The sequence below is a fragment of the Neisseria sp. HMSC074B07 genome (assembly GCF_001810355.1).
In the GTDB taxonomy this organism is placed as follows: domain Bacteria; phylum Pseudomonadota; class Gammaproteobacteria; order Burkholderiales; family Neisseriaceae; genus Neisseria.
The window spans coordinates 1-16,071 of record NZ_KV800925.1 but is presented as its reverse complement, the minus strand read 5'-3'; the positions used below and the strand labels follow the sequence as shown (position 1 = coordinate 16,071).

Genomic DNA, 16,071 nt, shown 5'->3' with positions numbered 1-16,071 from the left:
TGGGATTGTAGCCATACTGACATAATGCCGAATTATTTTGTAATGCGCCTCTGGTTGCATCATAGGTTGGGTCAGCAGCATAAACATTAAGGCTAGTCAGTCCCAACAATATAAAAAGCAATTTTTTCATTACCAGTCCAATCTTTTATAGTGGTTTAAAGTTAATCCACTATATTTTTTGAAAATATTTTAATGCGGAAATAGCAAGTTAAAACCTGTTTTCTGTTTTCAGACGACCCATTTGGCTTGCAGGGGCAGTATTTTCTTTCTTCTGTCCACCGTGTTTCAAATGCTTTTGATAAGCGGCGACATAGCCTGCTTTGGGTAGTCCTGCTAAGACGCCGATATGGGCTGCGGCGGATTTTGCCAAAGGTTCGAGTGTGTAGCCGCCTTCCAGTACGGAAACGATTTTGCCGGGGCAGCTTGATGCAGCTTGGATGATTTTGTGGGTCAACCAGGCGAAATCGGCTTCGTACAGGTTCAGACGACCTGTTTCGTCTTGTTTGTGTCCGTCGAAACCTGCGGACAGTAAGACCAGTTCGGGTTTGAATGCGGTCAGTTTGTGCAGCCATTGCTCGCGTACGGTAGTGCGGAAGACGCGGCTGCCGGTGTTGGACGCGAAAGGCAGGTGCAACATATTGGCGCCGTTGGCGGAATGGTTGGTTTCGGGAAATGGGAAGAGGTCGGTTTCAAAAAGGTTCATAAACAGGACGCGCGGGTCGTCTTTGAAGATTTCCGCTGTGCCGTCGCCGTAATGGATGTCAAAGTCGATGATAGCGATGCGTTGGAGTCGATATTCGGCGATGGCGTGCATGACGCCTGTTGCGACATTGTTTAATAGGCAGAAACCGCCGGCTTTATCGCTGTGTGCATGGTGTCCGGGTGGGCGGATGGCGCAAAAGGCGTGCCATGCTTTCTTATTCATCACCATATCTACCGCCTGAACGACAGCCCCTGCGGCGTAACGGGCGGCTTTGAGCGAACCATGGCTCATGACGGTATCGTCGTCGATGCGGTAGATTTTGTCCGGTTGGGGCTGGCAGGCTTCGAGCGAGCGCAGATATTTGCGCGGGTGAACCAAGGCGAGGCGGGTATCGCTGATTTCTTCGGCTTCGGCAGTTTGAAGATGCCGCCAAATATCCTGACGTTTGAGCTCCGCCTCGATAACGGCAGTGCGTTCGGACGAGTCGGGATGACCTGTGCCGGGTTGGTGTTGCGCAAAAACGGGATGAGAAATCCAGACCGTACGCGCATTTTTACCCAAGAGGCGGCGTAGGCGCGTACGCAGTCGTCGAATGAGTTTTTTCATGAGGAAAAGGGCGCGGGGCTTGTCGTTGGTAGGAAGGAATCAGGTTTTAAATGTCGTTGAAACTTCATTTTCAGACGACCTGACATGATAAATATGGTTAATAAATAGGGAAAGGCTTGGAAATTTTTCAGACGACCTTTAGAATAGCTTAATTTTGCGGCTGTACCAATGCTTTTTTCTGTCGCAAGCAGTGTTTTACTTAATTTTAATCTCTTAGAAAACGGATAAATTATGGAACAATCAGTTGTGGCCCAATTTGCCCCTTTAGTGCTGATTATGGTGGTGTTCTACTTCCTGATCATGCGTCCTCAACAAAAGAAATTCAAAGCACACCAAGCCATGCTTGCCGCTTTGAAAGTCGGCGATAAGGTTGTTTTGGCAGCAGGTTTCAAAGGCCGTGTTACCAAAGTTGGCGAACAGTTTTTCACTGTGGACATCGGTCAAGGTGCAAAAATCGAAGTCGAAGTGGAACGTAACGCGATTGCCGCCAAAGCCGAGTAATCCGTATTTTTGCTAAGAGCCGCCTCGGAAAGCTGAGCGCGGCTGTTTGTCTTCATAATAAATCGAAGGTTTACCATGAACCGTTATCCTTTATGGAAATACCTGCTGATTGCGTGCACGATTTTGGTTGCCGTAGTGTATTCGCTGCCCAACCTTTTCGGTGAAACGCCCGCAGTGCAGGTATCAACCAACCGACAAGCCATCATCATTAACGAGCAGACCCAGTCCAAAGTCGATGCCGCGCTGAAACAGGCAGGTATTCAGACCGACGGGATATTTATTGCGAACAACTCGCTGAAAGTGCGTTTCAAAGATACTGAAACCCAGCTTAAAGCCCGCGACGTTATCGAAAACACTTTGGGCGATGGCTATATCACCGCGCTTAACCTGTTGGCGGACAGCCCCGAATGGATGGCCAAAATCGGTGCCAACCCGATGTTTTTGGGCTTGGACTTGCGCGGCGGCGTGCATTTCACCATGCAAGTGGATATGAAAGCCGCGATGCAGAAAACGTTTGAACGTTATTCGGGCGACATCCGCCGCGAGATGCGCCGCGAAAAAATCCGTACCGGAACCATCCGTCAGATTGGAAACGGTTTGGTTGTCCCGATGCAGGACGCTGCCGACGTACAGAAAGCCATGCCTAAGCTGCGTCAGCTTTTCCCTGAGGCAAATTTGAATGCCGACGGCAATAACATCACGCTGACATTGTCCGAAGAAGCGATTAACAAAGTACGTTCCGATGCGGTGAAACAAAACATCACTACTTTGCATAATCGCGTCAATGAGTTGGGCGTGGCTGAGCCTGTCATCCAGCAATCCGGCCTCGACCGCATCGTCGTACAGTTGCCGGGTGTACAAGATACTGCCAAAGCAAAAGATATCATTGGCCGTACCGCGACTTTGGAAGTACGCATGGTGGAAGACGACCCTGTCAAAGTGCGCGAAGCTTTGGAAGGTAATGTTCCGAGCGGTTTCGAGCTATTGTCCAGTGGTGGCGATCATCCTGAAACCTTGCTGATTAACAAACAGGTTGAATTGACCGGCGACAACATCAACGATGCGCAGCCGGGTTTTGACCAAATGGAAAAAGCAGTTGTCAATCTGAGTTTGGACAGTGCAGGCTCCAATATTTTTGGTGAATTGACTGCTGCTAATATCAGAAAACGTATGGCAATGGTGTTAATCGATCAAGGTAAATCTGAGATCATTACTGCGCCTGTTATCAACTCTGCCATTACTGGTGGACGTGTACAAATTTCCGGCAGTATGACGACTGCGGAAGCCAATGACATTTCTCTGTTGATGCGTGCCGGTTCTCTCGCCGCACCGATGCAAATCGTGGAAGAGCGCACCATCGGTCCGTCTTTGGGTAAAGAAAACATTGAAAAAGGTTTCCATTCGACCTTATGGGGCTTTACCGCCGTTGCTTTGTTCATGGTGGTTTACTACCGCCTGATGGGTTTCTTCTCGACCATCGCCCTGAGTACCAACATCTTGTTCTTGGTCGGTATTTTGTCTGCCATGCAGGCAACGCTGACGCTGCCCGGTATTGCCGCATTGGCGTTGACGCTGGGTATGGCGATTGACTCCAACGTATTGATTAACGAACGTATCCGCGAAGAGTTGCGCGAAGGCGTGCCGCCGCAACAGGCAATCAACCTCGGTTTCCAACACGCATGGGCAACCATTGTCGACTCCAACCTGACCTCGCTGATTGCCGGTATCGCCCTCTTGGTATTCGGTTCCGGCCCGGTTCGCGGTTTTGCCGTCGTACATTGTCTGGGTATCCTGACTTCGATGTACTCATCCGTCGTCGTTTTCCGTGCCTTGGTTAACTTATGGTACGGACGCCGCCGCAAATTGCAGAACATTTCCATCGGCGCAGTATGGAAACCCAAAGCCGAAACAGCGGCTGGCAAGGAGTAAGACATGGAACTCTTTAAAATCAAACGCGACATCCCGTTTATGAGCTACGGCAAACTGACGACCTTTATTTCGTTGGTAACCTTCATTGCCGCCGTATTCTTCCTCGTTACCAAAGGTTTGAACTTCTCCGTCGAATTTACCGGTGGTACCGTGATGGAAGTGCAATATCAGCAGGGCGTGGACGTCAACAAAACCCGTGAAAAACTCGATACCCTGAAAATGGGCGATGTCCAAGTTCAGGCGTTAGGTACGAATAAACACATCATGATCCGCCTGCCCAACAAAGAAGGCGTAACTTCCGCACAGCTTTCCAATCAGGTTATGGAATTGCTGAAAAAAGAGCAGCCTGACGTTACCCTGCGCCAAGTCGAATTTATCGGCCCGCAGGTCGGCGAAGAGCTGGTGACCAACGGTCTGATGGCATTAGGCTTCGTCGTGGCCGGTATCATCGTTTACCTGTCGATGCGCTTTGAATGGCGTTTCGCCGTATCCGCCATCATCGCGAATATGCACGACATCGTGATTATTTTGGGCTGCTTCGCCTTCTTCCAATGGGAATTTTCACTGACCGTGTTGGCGGGTATCCTTGCCGTATTGGGTTATTCCGTAAACGAATCCGTCGTCGTCTTCGACCGTATCCGTGAGAACTTCCGCAAACCGAGCATGCGCGGACATACCGTTCCGCAAGTCATCGACAATGCGATTACCGCCACCATGAGCCGTACCATCATCACCCACGGCTCGACCGAGGCAATGGTCGTTTCCATGCTGGTGTTCGGCGGCGCAGCGTTGCACGGTTTCTCAATGGCATTGACCATCGGCATTGTGTTCGGTATTTACTCTTCGGTATTGGTCGCCAGCCCGCTCTTGCTGATGTTCGGTCTGAGCCGCGAAAATATCGCGAAGGAAGTGAAGAAAAAAGAAGAAGTCGTGGTCTGATGGCTATGATTGCGATTTGAAGGGGTCGTCTGAAAACTTGGCAACAGGTTTTCAGACGACCTTTTTGTTGCGCCATCAAACATGGCATTCAAACCGGCTTTGTGCTATATAGAGGGTTCGTTTTGAACGGATAGGCTTGCTCCTGCCAAACTGAAGAGAATCGCTTATCAAGACTTTAAGCGTTAGTCAATCAGTTTGCACCATCTGTCCAGTATTTTCCGAATATAGCCTGTATCGTTTTGATGGTTCCACAAGGAATCCCGTCTAAGATGGATTCCGTTGTTTCAAATGAATTGAAAGATAAAATATGGATGCTTTACAACTTTTGACCACACGTCGTTCATCTAAAAAACTTACCGCTCCCGCGCCGAATGCGGAACAGCTCGAATATATGCTGCAAGCGGCTACGCAGGTTCCCGACCATGGCAATATGCGTCCGTTTCGTTTTACCGTCATTCAAAGCGAGGCAGGCTTGCAACGTTTCCGCGAATTGTTGCGCCAAACGGTTACCGAGTTGAATTTTGGCGATGATGCGATGAAAAAAGCCGAGAAAGTCGGCAATATGGCACCTATGGTAATCGGCGTGACTTTTGCGCCCAACCGCGAAGTGGCGAAACCCAAGCCCGAGTGGGAACAAATGCTGAGTGCGGGCTGCGCTGCTTACGGGCTGCAGCTTGCCGCGTCCGCGCAAGGTTTTGACAATGTGTGGATTACCGGAATGTGGGTCAACAGCCCGCTCTTGCGCGAAGCGTTTGGTTGTGAAGACAAAGATAAAATCATCGGGCTGATGATGGTTGGTTCGCCGACTGAGGCGGGCAGTGGCGCAAAAAATACCGATTTGGAGCAGTTTGTGACGGTTTGGTAAACAGCCTGAAGAATCGGCTTAACACGAGTCTGTATTCTGAAAAGTGAATCGGCGATATAAAAGGTCGTCTGAAAACAGAAAATCCGTTTTCAGACGACCTTTTGTTGTGACATCCTTTGATGGCAAACATCAAGCCGGATTCATGAAGCTTTCGATTTCTTGCAAGGAAATGTCGGGCGTCGCGCCGTGTCTAGAAGCGACTAGGGCGCCGAGTGCGCAGGCGAAGGTAATGGCTTCTTGCGGCTCGGCATTGTTGAGCAGTTTGTAGGTCAGCCCTGCCAAGAAGCTGTCGCCGGAGCCGACCGTATCGGCAACTTTGATGCGGAAGCCGCAGTGGCGGTAGAGTTCGCCGTCTTTGTATAAAATTGCGCCGTGTCCGCCTAAGGTGACGCAGATGGTTTGTGCGCCGGTCAACCGGTTGAGGTAGGCGATGTTTTGTTCGATACTGTGGTAGGGCGAGCCGTAAATTGCGGACAGTTCGTACAATTCGTCGTCATTGAGTTTGAGCATATCTGCACGCTTCATGGTGGTGAGCAGGCGGTCGGTGTCGTAGTGGGGTTTGCGCAGGTTGACGTCGAAGATTTTGAATTTGGCTTTTTCCATCAGTTTGTCTAAAGCCGCACGGGAAATCTCGTCGCGGGTGGCAAGGCTGCCGAACACGAAGGCATCGGATTCAGCGACACGCTGCAAGGCGGCATCTTCGACGACGATGCGGTCCCACGCGCAGGGATATACGATTTCGTATGACGCGCTGCCGCATTTGTCCAGGATGACTTTGACAAGGCTGGTATCGCATTCTTTGCACACTTGCAGCAGGTCGGTATTGACGTTTTTCGCTTGGATTTGGCGCAGCAGCTCTTCGCCGTCGGCATCATCGCCTCGACGGCTGATGATGGCAGTATCGACCCCGAAAGATTGCAAACGGACCAAAACGTTCAGCGGCGCACCGCCCAACACTTTGCCGCTTGGAAAATCGTCCCACAACACTTCGCCGAAACTGGTTACTTTCATTTTAGACCTTCCTTGCTTTGAGTTGATCGGTTGGAACTGCTGCGCTGCGTACGGCTTACCCATCATGTATTTGTAGTAAAACTCCAATACTTAGGCGCGTAAGCATTATGTTTTAAAATCTACCGACTGACAAGCAATCGCGGGTTTATCTGTCAGGAAGTTTGATTCATCACAATATTGCGTTGAAAGTGTTTGAGTAGAAGGGGGATTTTCGGTTTTGTTTTCTTTCGGATTGCCGGTTTTTATCATTCGGATAAGGTGGTTTTTTGAAATTTAAATACAAGTTGTGCGGGCATGTTTTCTTGATTGCCGATGGTATTGAAATTTGGCGCACAATAATCTTCTAGAAAACAAAGGTCGTCTGAAACTTGTTTTTTGGTTTCAGACGACCTTTTATCTTTCGCAAGCCTTAAGCGGCTTCCCAGTAATCGATGTAAAGCTGCAATTCCATCTGATTGCGCCACTCGTTTGCCACGGGGCGGTAAACCGTGCGGATGTATTCGGGGATGTCTTCGCTGCACCGCCAAAACATGGCTTCAAATTCGTAGCCGTCTTTTTGCAGCCAGACTTTTTTATGTTTGCCCTCCGCGCCCAAAGGCTGCTGGCGGATGACGTGAAATTCGTCGGTAAAGCTCGGCGGCGCGAAGCCTTGTCCCCAAACGTGGCGGGCGAGGTTTTGTGCCTGTTCCAACGTGATGTCGCAGGCTTTCAGGCTGCCGTCGGTGATGAAGGTTTGCGACAAATCGTCTTCGCACACCATTTCGCGCACGGCTTCTTCAAAGGCCGTCTGAAACGCGGGAATGTTGTGTTCGAGTATGCTCAAGCCCGCCGCCATCGCGTGTCCGCCGAATTTCAAAATCAAATCGGGATGGCGTTTGGACACCAAATCCAAAGCGTCGCGCAGGTGCAGGTTGGGAATGGAGCGGCCCGAACCGCGCACTTCGCCGTTGTCCGCCGGGGCGAATACGATGGTCGGGCGGTAGAAGCGGTCTTTGAGGCGGCTGGCGACGATGCCGACCACGCCTTGATGAAAGTCGTCGCGGTAGGCGACCAGGGTCGTCTGACCTGAAGGCAGGGTTTCGGGAAAGGCGTTCAGTGCGTCTTGCAGCATGGATTGCTCGATTTCGCGGCGTTCGATATTAAGGTCGTTCAACTGCGCCGCCAATGCCTGCGCTTCTGCGTCGTCGCGCGCCAACAGGCAGGCAATGCCGACCGACATATCGTCCAGCCGTCCGGCGGCGTTGATGCGCGGACCTAGTGCAAAACCCATATCGAAAGGCTGCGCTTTGCGCCAGTCGCGCCGCGCCACTTCAAACAAGGCGCGGATGCCGGGACGCATTTTGCCGGAACGCATCCTTTTCAAACCTTGCGACACGAGGATACGGTTGTTGTGGTCGAGGGGGACGACATCGGCGACGGTGCCGAGTGCGACCAAATCCAAAAGTTCGCCCAGATTCGGTTCTCTAAGGTCGTCTGAAAAATAATTGCGGCGGCGCAATTCGGCACGCAACGCCATCAATACATAAAAAATCACGCCTACGCCTGCCAGACTTTTGCTGGGAAAGCCGCAGCCTTTTTGGTTCGGATTGACGATGATGCAGTCGGGTACGGTTTCAGCGGGCAGGTGGTGGTCGGTAACGATCACGTCCAAACCCAATTCCTGCGCCCGCGCCACGCCTGCGATGCTGGCGATGCCGTTATCGACCGTAATCAGCAAATCCACGCCTTGCGCGGCGGCGATTTCGGCAAGCTCGGGCGTTAAGCCGTAGCCGTGTTCGAAGCGGTTGGGTACGAGGAAATCCACCGCCGCGCCCATCGCTGCCAAGCCGCTCATACCGACGGAACACGCCGTCGCGCCGTCGGCATCGTAGTCGGCGACAATCAGGATTTTTTCCTTGCGCTCGATGGCATCCGCCAGACGGCGGGCGGCGGCTTCGCAATTCGTCAGCGATTGATAAGGCAGAAGGCCGGCGAGTTTGTCGTCCAATTCGGCGGGACTCTGCACGTCGCGCGAGGCGCACAGCCGGGCGATTAAAGGATCGGCACCGGCGGTGAGCAAATCATCGAGGACGTTTTGGTTGACGGGGCGGGTTTGGATTTTGACGGGCATGGTGTGTGGAAATATGTTTGATGTATTCAAGGACGGAAAGGTCGTCTGAAAACAGGCGTAACGAGTTTATTAAAAGCTTGGGGTAAAGCCGTCGCTACCGCCTATCATCATGGCAGGAATGAACAGTATTGGGGTAAGGGCATCAAAAGTGAGCGTCAGCGGCGTCATCAAAATAGTGCCTATTACTTTCCCCGGACTGGTGTATACGCGAGAAGTGGTATAGCCGATGGAGACAGGAATGCTTTGTTCAAATTTGTAGTCGGCGGGCAGGTTTTTCGGGGTGGCGTAGTATTTGCCTTTGGCGTGAACACAGCGGTGGTAGACAGTGTTATTTCTACCTTTGCCGGTTTCAAATGACAGGTTTTTCAGTTTGGCGATTTCATCAGCTTTTTGAGTGTCGTAGCGTAGGCAGAAATCGGTGGTGAAATCGGCTTCTTTTTCATTGTTCACCACAACAGGCAAGGCTTTGAGGTCTTTTTTGTATTTTTTGGCATCGGCAATTTGGAATTTTTTGTCGAGTTTGACATTGAGGATGGGCGTCAGGTCTTTTGAATCTTTGGCATTAATGACGAACCAGTATTTTTCGCCCATCATGACGATGCTGCCTTTTTCAAGTTGGTCATTGTCTTTGTTGACGATACCGAAAGAATGTACTTGGTCGGAAGTAATCGGATGAAAAGTGATTTTTTCTACTTTTTTATCCTCTTCCCACATTTCTTGAGTCATACAGCCGTTTAATGATAAGGCGAGGAGGGCAGTGAGGGCAAGGCGAAGTTTCATAAGTGTAGTCCTTGAAAAGGTCGGTTTGTTTTATTGTTAATAGGGATGTCTGAAAAATGACGGTATATTTTAATAAGATTATATGAAATTTGAAAAGGTCGTCTGAAAACGGGGCGGTGGGATTTACAGAACCCTCAACCCCGTTTTCAGACGACCCCGATATTTATTCTGCCCAATCCTGCGTTTCTTCCGAATCGCTCTGACCGCCTTCCATGACGGATTTGATTTCTTGGAAGAGGGCGCGGAAGTTTTTCGGCGGTTTGTTTTGTTCCTGCTCTTTTTTCGTGTTGCGGATTAAGGTGCGCAATTTGCCTGCGTCGGCATGGGGAAAGTCCGCCATGAATTGGGTGATTGCGTTGTCGTCCGCCAAGAGGCGCGTGCGGGCTTGTTCGATGCGTTGCAAGAAGGCGTTGTGGGCGGTATTTTCGCCGCGCAGTTTGGCGAGGAAGGCTTCGATGGGCGCGGGGTCGGTGTCTCGCATGAGCCTGCCGATGAATTGGCTTTGGCGTTTGAGCGCGCCGTTGGACGTGATTTTTTTGTAGGTAACGACGGCTTCGTACAAGTCTTCGTCCAAGCCGATTTTTTTCAGCGTATCGGTCGAGAGTTTGGTCAACTCCATGCCCAAAGCCTGCAAATCGTTCATCTGCTTTTTCATTTGGGTTTTGCTGACCCATTCGTCTTCGTTTTCAAACATTTTGATAAACCTTTAATTTTGTTTTGGGTATTTTAGCACGTTCGGGCAGTTTCCACGTCAACGCCCTGTCGAAACGGCGTTTTCAGACGACCTTTTGCCTTTGGCGGCGGTATTTTTGCCGAGGTCGTCTGAAAACGGTTAAAATGCCGCAAACCTCTGTCAGGAAACCTTTTATGCTGTTCAACCACACCGCCTCCGAGCTGACCGGCTTATGCGGGCACGCCTTGGATTTGGCAAAAAACATGGGCGCGGCGGCTGCCGAAGCCGACTTTAGCGAATCCATCGGACAAAGCGTCAGCGTACGGCTGGGCGAAATCGAACAAATCGAGTTCCAGCAGGATAAATCGCTGGATATTACCGTGTACGTCGGCAAACGCAAAGGCCGCGCCAGCACCGCCGACTTCTCCGAAAAAGCCCTGCAAGACACCGTCAAAGCCGCTATCGACATCGCCCGCTACACCGCCGAAGACGATTGCGCAGGTCTGGCAGATGCTTCATTGATGGCGCGACACGTCGGCGACCTCGACCGTTATCACGAATGGGATTTAAGCACGGAAGCCGCCATTGAGTTGGCAAAACAATGTGAACAAGCCGCCCTGAGCGCGGATGAACGCATCGAAAACTCCGAAGGCGCAGGCGTTCAGACCGGACATTACCAATACGTTTACGGCAACACCCACGGCTTCACCGCCCACCAACAAGGCACGCGCCACAGCATTTCGTGCAGCATCGTCGCCGCCGACGAAAACGGCATGCAGCGCGACTACTGGTACGATGCCGCCTGCCGCCATCAAGACATGGACAGTCCCGAGCAAATCGGCAAAACCGCCGCCGAGCGTACCTTACGTCGTCTGAACAGCCGCAGCATCCCGACAGGCAGCTATCCCGTCCTCTTCGATACCACCGTCGCAGGCGGCCTTATCGGACACCTCGTCGGCGCACTCAGCGGCGGCGCGCTCTACCGCCAAAGCAGCTTCCTGATCGACAGCATAGGCAGAAAAGTCCTGCCCGATTTCCTCAGCCTGCGCGAAGAACCGCACATCCCCCGCGCCTTCGGCAGCACCTATTTCGATTCCGAAGGCGTCGCCACGCGGCCGCGTTTCGTCATCCGCGACGGCATTGTCGAAGGCTATTTCCTCAGCAGTTACAGCGCGAGAAAGCTCGGTATGCAGACCACGGGCAACGCCGGCGGCGCACACAACCTTTATTTGAACCATACGCACGAAACGCAGTCCGACTTACTGAAAGAAATGGGTACGGGATTGTTGGTTACCGAACTGATGGGGCAGGGCGTGAACACCATCACGGGCGACTACTCGCGCGGCGCGGCAGGTTTTTGGGTGGAAAACGGCATCATCAGCCACCCCGTCCAAGAAATTACCATCGCCGGCCGCTTGCAGGATATGTACCTCGGCATCGTCGGTACCGCCAACGACGCGCTGCGCCGCTCTTCCAACAAAATCGGTTCTGTGCTGATCGAGAGCATGACCGTGGCGGGGGAGTAGGTTTCAGGGCGGGCGGGTCGTCTGAAAGCCACAGTCTCGGCGAAACACTGCCTGAAGACAGGATTTAGTCGTGCAAAACCGTACAAACTGTGGCATAATCCGCCCGTCTTTACAAAAAGACTTCAGGAGTTTGAACGGGTTTCCTGCTCGTCAAACTTGTCCGAACCGAATGACGGTTCTTTTATTTTTCGGAGTTATCCATCATGGCATTGACCGTAGAACAAAAAGCACAAATTGTTAAAGATTTCCAACGTAAAGAAGGCGATACCGGTTCTTCTGAAGTACAAGTCGCTCTGTTGACTTTCCGTATCAACGACCTGACTCCCCACTTCAAAACCAACCCTAAAGACCACCACAGCCGTCGCGGCCTGTTGAAAATGGTCAGTCAACGTCGCCGTCTGTTGTCTTACTTGCGCCGTACTCAACCTGATACATACCGCAACCTGATCACCCGCTTGGGTCTGCGCAAATAATTGCTGCTTTACCGGACACCGCTTGCGAAAGCGGTGTTTTTTCATATGGGCTGACGATAAACAATAGGGCAGGTTTGCCGGGGTCGTCTGAAAAAGGTCGTCTGAAAACATATCCGTCTCTTAAGCCTCATCGTTCCAGGATAAATCATGGATCAAAAACTGACCAATCTGTTCGCCAAATATCAAAATAACTTGGCTTTCGCCTCGCGCCCCCGTATCGCCTCCGTACATGATTTGGGTTTGATGGATGAAACCTTGCTGAATTTGGCGGTCATCAACCAAGACTGCGAAGATGTTTTATTGCTGATTCAAAATGGCGCGGACGTCAACAAACAGGGAGAAATGGGTTTTACGCCTGTCCAAAATGCCTGTTTCAACGGCAATGTGGCAATACTTGAAATACTTTTGGCAAACGGTGCCAACCCGGACATCAAAAATGAATTGGGCAATAAGGCAGCGGATTATGTCACTGACGAGCGGCATGGCAAAAAGAAGGCAAAAGAAATGATGGCATTGTTGAAATACTATAAAAATCATCAATCAAAATGAAACATACGGCTCGAAATCCCAGCCGGCGTTTGTCTGACTCGATTTGTTTTCCCTGACCTTTTTGAATGGACAACATGAATATTTACGACTTCACCTTAAACGATGCGCAAGGCGATCCGGTTTCCCTGAGTGTTTACCGCGGTAAGGTGCTGCTGATTGTCAACACCGCGACGCGCTGCGGATTGACGCCGCAATATACGGCGTTGCAGCAGCTTTATGAACGTTACAACGGGCAAGGTTTGAAGATATTGGATTTTCCGTGCAACCAATTTCGCGGACAGGCGCCGGAGAGCAGTCGGGAAATTGCTTCCGTCTGTCAGACGAAGTTTGGTACTGCATTCAAAATTTTTGACAAAATCGATGTCAACGGCGCATCCGCATCGCCGCTTTATGTTTATTTGAAGGCACAACAGCCGAAGGATAGGGGCGGGCATATGTTGAAAGAAGCGGTGTTGCGGCTGGCGGCATGGGGCAGTAAGCATCAGGCGGGCGATATCCGCTGGAACTTCACCAAATTCCTGATTAATCGGCAAGGCGAAGTGGTGGCACGGTTTGCGCCCAGCGTAACGCCGGAAGAAATAGAAAACGATATCAAGAAGTTGCTGTAAGAGCGCATGCTGTTTCAGACGACCTCGTCTGAAGAAACGTGCCGAAACCTTACGGTTTTTCACATTCGCGCGCCTTGAAAGTAGGGCGCATTATCTTTATGTTAAGGGAAACCGGTTATTCGGGAAGTGTAAAATGTCGGTTTATGATATCTAATAAGATTCAATAAGATAGATTGAAATTGCGGCTAAACGCGCCGACTTGCGCAGCATGAAGCGGGTTCGGAATTTAAAGGAGCAAAGATGCAGTATTTCGGTGTGGGTTTTTTAGTATTATTGTTTTTGGAAATTATGTCCATCGTTTGGGTGGCGGATTGGCTGGGCGGCGGATTCACTTTCCTGCTGATGATAGTCAGCTTTATCGGCGGCACGATGATGCTGCGCCACACGGGGCTGTCCGGCATTTTGCTGGCGGGTGCGGCCATCCGCAGCGGGGACAATATTTCCATGTATCAGATGTTGTGGCTGATACGTTATACCGTCGCCGGGATTTTGCTGCTCAGTCCGGGTTTTGTGTCCACCATTATCGCCTTGCTGCTGCTTTTGCCGATAAAGGGTCGGCCTGCAGCTCAAATGAATACGCAGTCTTTCCGTCAGCAAACCTTTACGCGCCGTGGTGAAGATGACGGCGATATCATCGAAGGCGAATACACGGTGACCCGCGCCGATCCGCAAACCAAACACCAAGACTATATCGAGCACAAACGCGATTAAACGGTGGAAAATCGGCATAGCGGCAGCATTCCGACTGCCCTGTTTTGGAAAGGTCGTCTGAAAAGATTTTCAGACGACCTTTTATCTATATGAAAAAATGACTGAAAATGTCATGCAGTTTCGCCCGAAACAGACAGTCAATGCTATACTTGCCAACTTATTGTCGATGAAAACCGGCTGGAAACAGCCGTTACGGAAACGAGAAATCAAGATGAGCAGAATCCAGCAAACCTTTGCCGCGCTTGACGGCGCAAAAGCCCTGATTCCCTATATCACCGTAGGCGATCCCAATCTCGATACCACGCTTGCGCTGATGCACAGTTTGGTTGAAAACGGCGCCGACATCCTGGAATTGGGCGTTCCCTTTTCCGACCCGATGGCGGACGGTCCGACCATCCAGCGCGCCGCCGAGCGTGCGTTGGCAAACAAAGTTTCCCTCAACGACGTATTGAACATCGTACGCCGCTTCCGCGAAACAAACGGCAACACGCCCGTCGTCCTGATGGGTTATCTGAACCCGATCCATAAAATGGGTTATCAGGCATTTGCCCAAGCGGCATCCGAAGCCGGCGTGGACGGCGTGCTGACCGTCGATTCCCCTGTCGAAACCATCACCCCGCTGCACGACGAACTCAAAGCGCGCGGCATCGACTGCATCTTTCTGATTGCCCCGACCACGACCGAAGAGCGTATCCAAACCATCGCCCGCGTTGCAGGCGGCTTTGTCTATTACGTTTCGCTCAAAGGCGTTACCGGCGCAGCAAGTTTGGATACCGAAGAAGTTTCGCGTAAAATAGAGCTTTTGCGCAAGTATATCGACATCCCGATCGGCGTCGGCTTCGGCATCAGCAACGCCGAAAGCGCGCGCAAAATCGGCGCCGTTGCCGATGCCGTCATCGTCGGCAGCCGCATCGTCAAAGAAATTGAAAATAACGCAGGCCGCGAAGCAGAAGCCGTCGGCGCGTTGGTAAAAGAATTAAAAGACGCAATCCGTTAAGGCCTTTTCCGAAAACACACGCAAAGGTCGTCTGAATCCCGAATTCCAAGGAGTCATCCATGAGTTGGTTAGACAAAATCCTACCGCCCAAAATCAAAAACCGCAGCAAAAGCGAAGGCTCGTCCAACGTTCCCGAAGGCCTGTGGCACAAATGCCCTTCCTGCTCGGCAACCATCTACTCGACCGAACTTCAGCAAAACGACCAAGTTTGCCCGAAATGTAACCACCACAACCCCCTTTCCGCGCGCGAACGCCTCAGTTTGCTTTTGGACGAGGAAGGCCGCGAAGAAATCGCCGCCAATATCAAACCGACCGACCCGCTGAAATTCAAAGACAGCAAAAAATACCCCGAACGCTTGGCCGCAGCGCGCAAAGCCACCGGCGAAGATGATGCGTTGGTCGTGATGAAAGGCTTTATGAACGGCCTGCCCGTCGTGATTGCCGCCTTCGAATTCCGCTTTATCGGAGGCTCTATGGGTTCCGTCGTCGGCGAACGCTTCGTTCAAGGCGTGCGCCGCGCCGTAGCCGACAACTGCTCTTTCATCTGCGTTGCCGCATCGGGCGGTGCGCGTATGCAAGAAGGAGTCAACTCATTGATGCAGATGACCAAAACCAGCGCGGCATTGCATCTTCTGACTGAAAAACACCTGCCGTTCATCTCCGTCCTGACCGACCCGACCATGGGCGGCGTATCCGCCAGTTTCGCCTTCCTCGGCGATGTCGTGCTTGCCGAACCCAATGCCCTTATCGGCTTTGCCGGTCCGCGCGTTATCGAACAAACCGTCCGCGAAACCTTGCCCGAAGGCTTCCAACGCGCAGAATTCCTGCTGGAAAAAGGCGCTATCGACCAAATCGTCGACCGCCGCAGCATGAAACAGCGCATCAGCGACCTGATTACCCTGCTGCGCCGCGAAGACAAAGTCAACGCCGCTTAAACCGGGAAGGTTTGAGCTAAACAAAGGTCGTCTGAAAACTGATTTTTCGGTTTTCAGACGACCTTTTTGTAAAGTGTTCCCACTCAGTGGCTGAACGTTGGATAAACGGCAGCAAGTAACAGATATAGTGGATTAACTTTAAACCAGTACGGCGT

General features: G+C 51.5%; 16 protein-coding genes and 1 pseudogene. 11 read left to right on the top strand and 6 right to left on the bottom strand.

Annotated elements, in window-relative coordinates; all coding sequences use genetic code 11:
• Positions 1 to 130 (bottom strand): annotated as a pseudogene (locus HMPREF2726_RS14685) (DUF4189 domain-containing protein); the annotation flags it as partial.
• A gap of 78 nt (positions 131 to 208) precedes the next feature.
• A complete protein-coding gene (locus HMPREF2726_RS05460) occupies positions 209 to 1,309 on the bottom strand; it encodes a histone deacetylase family protein (RefSeq protein ID WP_070602547.1) in 1,101 nt (366 codons plus the stop codon).
• A gap of 231 nt (positions 1,310 to 1,540) precedes the next feature.
• Between HMPREF2726_RS05460 and yajC the strand changes: the two genes are divergently transcribed.
• The 4 genes from yajC to HMPREF2726_RS05440 all read left to right on the top strand — a co-directional run bounded on the left by yajC (position 1,541) and on the right by HMPREF2726_RS05440 (position 5,543).
• Positions 1,541 to 1,810 carry a preprotein translocase subunit YajC gene (gene yajC, locus HMPREF2726_RS05455; RefSeq protein WP_009311081.1) on the top strand — a complete coding sequence of 90 codons (270 nt, stop codon included), beginning with the start codon at positions 1,541 to 1,543 and terminating at the stop codon, positions 1,808 to 1,810.
• Between the two features lie 75 nt (positions 1,811 to 1,885).
• A complete protein-coding gene (gene secD / locus HMPREF2726_RS05450) occupies positions 1,886 to 3,739 on the top strand; it encodes a protein translocase subunit SecD (protein WP_003765737.1) in 1,854 nt (617 codons plus the stop codon).
• A 3-nt stretch (positions 3,740 to 3,742) separates the two neighbouring features.
• On the top strand, positions 3,743 to 4,678 hold the full coding sequence (secF, locus tag HMPREF2726_RS05445) for a protein translocase subunit SecF (RefSeq protein WP_003765733.1): 936 nt from the start codon (positions 3,743 to 3,745) through the stop codon (positions 4,676 to 4,678).
• 307 nt (positions 4,679 to 4,985) lie between these two features.
• Complete coding sequence (locus tag HMPREF2726_RS05440; RefSeq protein WP_003760879.1) at positions 4,986 to 5,543, top strand: nitroreductase family protein; 558 nt, start codon at positions 4,986 to 4,988, stop codon at positions 5,541 to 5,543.
• A 129-nt stretch (positions 5,544 to 5,672) separates the two neighbouring features.
• Here HMPREF2726_RS05440 and HMPREF2726_RS05435 read toward each other — a convergent pair whose 3' ends face one another.
• From HMPREF2726_RS05435 to yjgA, 4 genes are all read right to left on the bottom strand, one after another.
• Positions 5,673 to 6,554, bottom strand: a complete 882-nt coding sequence (locus HMPREF2726_RS05435; RefSeq protein WP_009311082.1) for a carbohydrate kinase family protein — start codon at positions 6,552 to 6,554, stop codon at positions 5,673 to 5,675.
• Between the two features lie 409 nt (positions 6,555 to 6,963).
• Complete coding sequence (gene recJ / locus HMPREF2726_RS05430; protein ID WP_070602545.1) at positions 6,964 to 8,664, bottom strand: single-stranded-DNA-specific exonuclease RecJ; 1,701 nt, start codon at positions 8,662 to 8,664, stop codon at positions 6,964 to 6,966.
• A gap of 69 nt (positions 8,665 to 8,733) precedes the next feature.
• Positions 8,734 to 9,444: a hypothetical protein gene (locus HMPREF2726_RS05425; RefSeq protein ID WP_009311084.1), complete on the bottom strand. Its 711-nt coding sequence runs from the start codon at positions 9,442 to 9,444 to the stop codon at positions 8,734 to 8,736.
• 163 nt (positions 9,445 to 9,607) lie between these two features.
• Positions 9,608 to 10,138, bottom strand: a complete 531-nt coding sequence (gene yjgA / locus HMPREF2726_RS05420; RefSeq protein WP_009311085.1) for a ribosome biogenesis factor YjgA — start codon at positions 10,136 to 10,138, stop codon at positions 9,608 to 9,610.
• A 173-nt stretch (positions 10,139 to 10,311) separates the two neighbouring features.
• On the opposite strand from yjgA, the gene pmbA reads away from it, so the two are divergent.
• The 7 genes from pmbA (at position 10,312) to accD (ending at position 15,916) form a co-directional block, all read left to right on the top strand.
• A complete protein-coding gene (pmbA, locus tag HMPREF2726_RS05415; protein ID WP_009311086.1) occupies positions 10,312 to 11,643 on the top strand; it encodes a metalloprotease PmbA in 1,332 nt (443 codons plus the stop codon).
• A gap of 203 nt (positions 11,644 to 11,846) precedes the next feature.
• The gene (gene rpsO / locus HMPREF2726_RS05410; RefSeq protein ID WP_003760895.1) at positions 11,847 to 12,116 is read left to right on the top strand and encodes a 30S ribosomal protein S15; all 270 of its coding nucleotides are present in this window, start codon (positions 11,847 to 11,849) and stop codon (positions 12,114 to 12,116) included.
• A gap of 147 nt (positions 12,117 to 12,263) precedes the next feature.
• Positions 12,264 to 12,665, top strand: a complete 402-nt coding sequence (locus HMPREF2726_RS05405; protein WP_009311087.1) for an ankyrin repeat domain-containing protein — start codon at positions 12,264 to 12,266, stop codon at positions 12,663 to 12,665.
• Positions 12,666 to 12,739: 74 nt separating this feature from the next.
• A complete protein-coding gene (locus tag HMPREF2726_RS05400; RefSeq protein WP_009311088.1) occupies positions 12,740 to 13,273 on the top strand; it encodes a glutathione peroxidase in 534 nt (177 codons plus the stop codon).
• Between the two features lie 240 nt (positions 13,274 to 13,513).
• Positions 13,514 to 13,984, top strand: coding sequence for an FxsA family protein (locus HMPREF2726_RS05395; RefSeq protein ID WP_009311089.1), 471 nt, complete (start codon positions 13,514 to 13,516; stop codon positions 13,982 to 13,984).
• Between the two features lie 211 nt (positions 13,985 to 14,195).
• Entirely contained in the window at positions 14,196 to 14,981 is a 786-nt protein-coding gene (gene trpA / locus HMPREF2726_RS05390; RefSeq protein ID WP_036528880.1) for a tryptophan synthase subunit alpha, read from the top strand.
• A 59-nt stretch (positions 14,982 to 15,040) separates the two neighbouring features.
• A complete protein-coding gene (accD, locus tag HMPREF2726_RS05385) occupies positions 15,041 to 15,916 on the top strand; it encodes an acetyl-CoA carboxylase, carboxyltransferase subunit beta (protein WP_009311091.1) in 876 nt (291 codons plus the stop codon).
• Positions 15,917 to 16,071: the final 155 nt, after the last annotated feature.

What these genes read in the sequence shown, in the direction of transcription:
- secF (WP_003765733.1), top strand. Translation starts at nt 3,743, where the DNA reads ATGGAACTCTTTAAAATCAAACGCGACATCCCGTTTATGAGCTACGGC.
- yajC (WP_009311081.1), top strand. Translation starts at nt 1,541, where the DNA reads ATGGAACAATCAGTTGTGGCCCAATTTGCCCCTTTAGTGCTGATTATG.
- HMPREF2726_RS05425 (WP_009311084.1), bottom strand. Translation starts at nt 9,444, where the DNA reads ATGAAACTTCGCCTTGCCCTCACTGCCCTCCTCGCCTTATCATTAAAC.
- secD (WP_003765737.1), top strand. Translation starts at nt 1,886, where the DNA reads ATGAACCGTTATCCTTTATGGAAATACCTGCTGATTGCGTGCACGATT.
- rpsO (WP_003760895.1), top strand. Translation starts at nt 11,847, where the DNA reads ATGGCATTGACCGTAGAACAAAAAGCACAAATTGTTAAAGATTTCCAA.
- pmbA (WP_009311086.1), top strand. Translation starts at nt 10,312, where the DNA reads ATGCTGTTCAACCACACCGCCTCCGAGCTGACCGGCTTATGCGGGCAC.
- yjgA (WP_009311085.1), bottom strand. Translation starts at nt 10,138, where the DNA reads ATGTTTGAAAACGAAGACGAATGGGTCAGCAAAACCCAAATGAAAAAG.
- accD (WP_009311091.1), top strand. Translation starts at nt 15,041, where the DNA reads ATGAGTTGGTTAGACAAAATCCTACCGCCCAAAATCAAAAACCGCAGC.
- HMPREF2726_RS05460 (WP_070602547.1), bottom strand. Translation starts at nt 1,309, where the DNA reads ATGAAAAAACTCATTCGACGACTGCGTACGCGCCTACGCCGCCTCTTG.
- HMPREF2726_RS05400 (WP_009311088.1), top strand. Translation starts at nt 12,740, where the DNA reads ATGAATATTTACGACTTCACCTTAAACGATGCGCAAGGCGATCCGGTT.
- HMPREF2726_RS05440 (WP_003760879.1), top strand. Translation starts at nt 4,986, where the DNA reads ATGGATGCTTTACAACTTTTGACCACACGTCGTTCATCTAAAAAACTT.
- trpA (WP_036528880.1), top strand. Translation starts at nt 14,196, where the DNA reads ATGAGCAGAATCCAGCAAACCTTTGCCGCGCTTGACGGCGCAAAAGCC.
- HMPREF2726_RS05405 (WP_009311087.1), top strand. Translation starts at nt 12,264, where the DNA reads ATGGATCAAAAACTGACCAATCTGTTCGCCAAATATCAAAATAACTTG.
- HMPREF2726_RS05435 (WP_009311082.1), bottom strand. Translation starts at nt 6,554, where the DNA reads ATGAAAGTAACCAGTTTCGGCGAAGTGTTGTGGGACGATTTTCCAAGC.
- recJ (WP_070602545.1), bottom strand. Translation starts at nt 8,664, where the DNA reads ATGCCCGTCAAAATCCAAACCCGCCCCGTCAACCAAAACGTCCTCGAT.
- HMPREF2726_RS05395 (WP_009311089.1), top strand. Translation starts at nt 13,514, where the DNA reads ATGCAGTATTTCGGTGTGGGTTTTTTAGTATTATTGTTTTTGGAAATT.